At 55.4% G+C, this 4,187-nt stretch carries 5 protein-coding genes; 3 read left to right on the top strand and 2 right to left on the bottom strand.

Translation table 11 applies throughout. The annotated features are described in order from the left end of the window. The coding region (locus ACTHSP_RS18385; protein WP_440346624.1) for a pyrimidine 5'-nucleotidase at window positions 1–494 on the bottom strand (494 nt) is incomplete at its 3' end. Window positions 495–558: 64 nt separating this feature from the next. On the opposite strand from ACTHSP_RS18385, the gene ACTHSP_RS18380 reads away from it, so the two are divergent. The 3 genes from ACTHSP_RS18380 (at window position 559) to ACTHSP_RS18370 (ending at window position 3,062) form a co-directional block, all read left to right on the top strand. Then, window positions 559–1,560, top strand: a complete 1,002-nt coding sequence (locus ACTHSP_RS18380; RefSeq protein ID WP_440346623.1) for a thiamine ABC transporter substrate-binding protein — start codon at window positions 559–561, stop codon at window positions 1,558–1,560. Window positions 1,561–1,672: 112 nt separating this feature from the next. Beyond that, entirely contained in the window at window positions 1,673–2,518 is an 846-nt protein-coding gene (locus ACTHSP_RS18375; protein ID WP_070587831.1) for a mechanosensitive ion channel family protein, read from the top strand. Between the two features lie 76 nt (window positions 2,519–2,594). After that, window positions 2,595–3,062, top strand: a complete 468-nt coding sequence (locus ACTHSP_RS18370) for a CinA family protein (RefSeq protein WP_107857711.1) — start codon at window positions 2,595–2,597, stop codon at window positions 3,060–3,062. Window positions 3,063–3,140: 78 nt separating this feature from the next. Here ACTHSP_RS18370 and efeB read toward each other — a convergent pair. Beyond that, on the bottom strand, window positions 3,141–4,187 hold a 1,047-nt coding region (efeB, locus tag ACTHSP_RS18365; RefSeq protein ID WP_440346622.1), incomplete at its 5' end, for an iron uptake transporter deferrochelatase/peroxidase subunit.

The following is a 4,187-nucleotide window of genomic DNA, read 5'->3' as shown; positions in this document are numbered from 1 at the left end:
ATGCACTGTTCGGGTTTGACGCCCAACAGGCGGCAGACGTTGAGATAGGCTTGCGGATTGGGTTTGTAGAGCAGGCCGAAGTCATCCGTGCCGAACAAGCCGTCAAAATGCGCTTCCAAGCCCAACGCTCCAATTAATGCGCGGACATAAAACGAAGGCCCGTTGGAAAACACGGCTTTTCGCCCTTTCAGACGGCCTAAAACGTCATCAGTTCCATTCATACCCTCCACCTTTGCCAAAATTTGCTTAAGCGGGTGACTTTCACGCAAAAATTCATCGATATCGACTTCGGGATGGTGGATTTGCAAACCGGCAAGCGTCGCGCCGTATCGGTGCCAATAATCTTGGCGCAGGTGGGAGGCGGCTTCTTCGGAAAGTTTCAGACGGCCTGCCATGTATTCAGTCATGGCGCGGTTGATAATGTAGAAAATGCCGGCTTCGGCATTGTGCAAAGTATTGTCGAGGTCAAACAGCCAAACGGGAGAATGATTCATATCGTGCCTTGATATGCAGATTTTGTTATGATATTTCGTATTTTACCCGCACAAAGGAAAGAGAATGAAACTGAAATTGTCCGCCTTGGCCCTGTTTCTGGCTTCGGCAAACCTTTACGCCCAAACCGAAGTGCGTTTGGCCGTACACAAATCCTTCAGCCTGCCCCAATCCGTCATCGCGCAATTTGAAAAAGCCAACGATGCCAAAGTGTCCGTCATCAAGGCAGGCAGCGGCAACGAAATGCTCAACAAGCTGATTTTGAGCAAGGCCAACCCAATTGCCGATGTGGTTTACGGTTTGGACAACGCCAACATCGGCAAAGCCAAAGCCGCCGGCATCCTCGCCGCCAGCCAACCCAAATCCGCGCCCGTAACCGCTTCCCTGCCCGATGCGCTGGCCGTTGATTACGCCTATGTCGCCATCAACTACGACAAAAAATGGTTTGAACAGAAAAAACTGCCCCTGCCGCAAACCCTGCAAGACCTGACCAAACCGGAATATAAAAACCTTCTGGTGACCCCGTCTCCCGCCACATCCTCGCCCGGCCTCTCCTTCCTCTTGGCCAACATCGGCGGCATGGGTGAAGAAGGCGCGTTCAAATGGTGGGCGCAAATGCGCCAAAACGGCGTGAAAGTTGCCAAAGGCTGGAGCGAAGCCTACTACACCGACTTTACCCAAAACGGCGGCGCCTATCCCCTCGTGGTCAGCTATGCCACCAGCCCGGCGGCCGAAGTCCACTACTCCAAAGGCAAATACAGCATCCCGCCCACCGGCAACCTCTTCCTCAAAGGCGGCACATTCCGCCAAGTTGAAGGCGCGGCCGTTTTGAAAGGTGCAAAACAACCCGAACTGGCGGCCAAACTGGTGAGCTGGCTGCAAAGCGGCGAAGTGCAAAAAGCCCTGCCTGCCGAAATGTGGGTCTATCCGGCAGTCAAAAACACACCGCTGCCCAAAGTATTCGAGTTTGCCCAAACCCCGAAACACAGCGATTCCCCCAACCGCGCCGACATCAACACCAAACAAAAACAATGGGTGAGCCGTTGGAGCAAAACCGTTTTACGTTAAGCTGAAAAAGATTAAGAAAGATTAAAGGCCGTCTGAAAAACCAAATCATTAGGTTTTCAGACAGCCTTGTTTTACAATAACCTTTTAAACAACTTCACACGCACACACAATTATGAATTTCGATCTTCAAGTCCTCTCTTCGTTCTCCGGCTGGGAACAACTCGCCCAAACCGGCATGTCTTTCGGTACCAACCTGCTGGCCGCCTTAGCCATCTTCTTTATCGGCCGCTGGATCGCCACGCGCTTGGTAACACTGATGAAAGCCGCGCTGACACGCGCCAAAGTCGATAAAACGCTGGTCAGCTTCCTCGGCAACGTCGCCAACATCGGCCTGCTGATCCTCGTCATCATCGCCGCACTGGGCAAACTCGGCATCCCGACCACTTCCGTTACCGCCTTGATCGGTGGCGCAGGCTTGGCCGTGGCTTTGTCTTTGAAAGACCAACTGTCCAACTTCGCCGCCGGCGCGCTGATTATCCTGTTCCGCCCATTTAAAGTCGGCGACTTTATCCGTGTCAACGGTTTTGAAGGTATCGTCCGCGAAATCAAAATGGTGCAGACCTCTTTGAGTACGCCGGACAACGAAGAAGTCGTCCTGCCCAACAGCGTGGTCATGACCAACAGCATCACCAACCGCTCCTCCCTGCCCCTGTGCCGCGCCCAAGTTGTTGTCGGCGTCGACTACGCCTGTGACTTGAAAGCCGCCAAAGCCGCCGTATTGAGAGCGGCAACCGAGCATCCATTGTGTGTTCAAACCGAAGAACGACCTGCCGTCGTATACATTACCAACCTTGGCGACAGCGCCATCGAAATTACCCTTTGGGCGTGGACGCAAGAAGAAAATCTCGGCCCGTTCCGATTCGCCCTGAACGAGCAAGTGGTTGAAAACCTGCGTGCCGCCAACATCAACATCCCGTTCCCACAATGTGATGTCCACCTCATTCAGCCGAAAGCCTGATTTCAGCTTTCAGGCCGTCTGAAACCTGGCGGGCCAAGCGCCCGCCCGGTTTTACCCTTTTCCATAAGGAGCCGCCATGTCCCATCTGCAAACCATCGCCGAACACCTGACCAGCCGCCGCCAAACCGTTACCTGCGCCGAGTCCTGCACCGGCGGCCTGCTTGCAGGTGCGCTGACTTCCCTCTCTGGCAGCTCGCAATGGTTTCATCAAAGCTTCGTCACATACAGCAACCAAGCCAAACAAGACCGCCTCGGCGTCATGCCCGACACCTTGCTGAAACACGGCGCGGTCAGCCGCGAGACTGTCTATGAAATGGCACGCGGCGCAAAAGCCGTCGCGCAAGCCGATTACGCCTTGAGTATTTCCGGCATCGCCGGCCCTAGCGGCGGCAGCGTGGCCAAACCGGTCGGCACAGTCTGGTTCGGCCTGACCACGCCCGAAGGCTCGTTTGAGCAAACCGTGCTATTCACAGGCGACCGTGAAGCAATAAGGGCGCAAGCCGTCGAATACGCATTGGCTTTCTTGGCGGAACATTTAGTTTGATAGAAAAAACTCAGGCCGTCTGAAATCTGGAAATCAGGTTTCAGACGGCCTTTTTATCTATTCAAACCATCGGCGGATTTATACGCCCAAAAGTTCTTTGCCGAGGAAGCTGCCTTTTTCGACACCCGGCAGGACGAAGAAATAGCCGCCGCCAAACGGGCTGATGTATTCCTCCAGCGGCTCGCCGTTGAGCAGGTTTTGCACGAAGATGAAACCGTCGGCAAGGTTGGCCTGATAGCAGATGAACACCAAGCCGACATCGAGCTGGCCGTTGGCGGCGAGGCCGCGCGAGTAGTTGAAGGCGCGGCGGTAGAGCAGGTGTTTTTTCATGAACTCCGGATCGCGCGGGTTGGCAAGGCGCATATGGCTGTCTTTGGGCGTGATTTTGCCGTCGGGGTCTTTGGCAAAATCGGCGGTGTCGCCCTCTTTTTTACCGTCCATGGGCGCGCCGCTGTATTTGCGCCGGCCGAAAATATCGGTTTGTTCCTGCATCGGGGTGCGGTCCCAAAACTCGACAAAGTGGCGGATGAGGCGGACGGCCTGATAGCTGCCGTTTTTCGCCCATGCCGGTTCGTCCAAGCTGTTGGCGGCAACGCCCGTCCACAGGACTTGATCGGCGACTTTGGGATCTTCGACTTTTGGATTACCGGAACCGTCGCGGAAGCCTAAAAGGTTGCGCGCGGCAATGGCGCCGGGTTCGGCTTTAGGGAGCCAACCGTCTATGCTCCAACGGATCACGGCAAACTGGGCGGTGTTTTTGATGATGTCGCGCAGGGCGGCTTGGCAGGTTTCGGGGGAGAATGCGCAAATTTGCAGGCTGAGGTCGCCGTCGCACCAAGATTTTTGGAGTTTGTCGTTGGGGAAGTCGCGCATTTCCTGCAGGTGTTTCGGCTTTTTGTCTTTGAGGCCGAAGCGGTCGTCAAAGAGGCTGCTGCCGACGCCGACGGTAACCGTCAACCCATCGGGGCGGAATTGTTTGCCGAGGATGCCGCTGCCCGCAGGCGGGAGCTTGTCATCGCCGTCTTGGTATTCGCCGCCTTGGGTGAGAAATTCGATGCGGGCGGTCAGGGCGCGGAACAGGTTTTCAAGTTGTTTGGCGTCTTTGGCGGTAACGTCAAAGGCACA

The organism is Neisseria sp. P0001.S005 (genome assembly GCF_051963715.1).
This window is presented reverse-complemented; position numbering and strand designations above follow the sequence as displayed.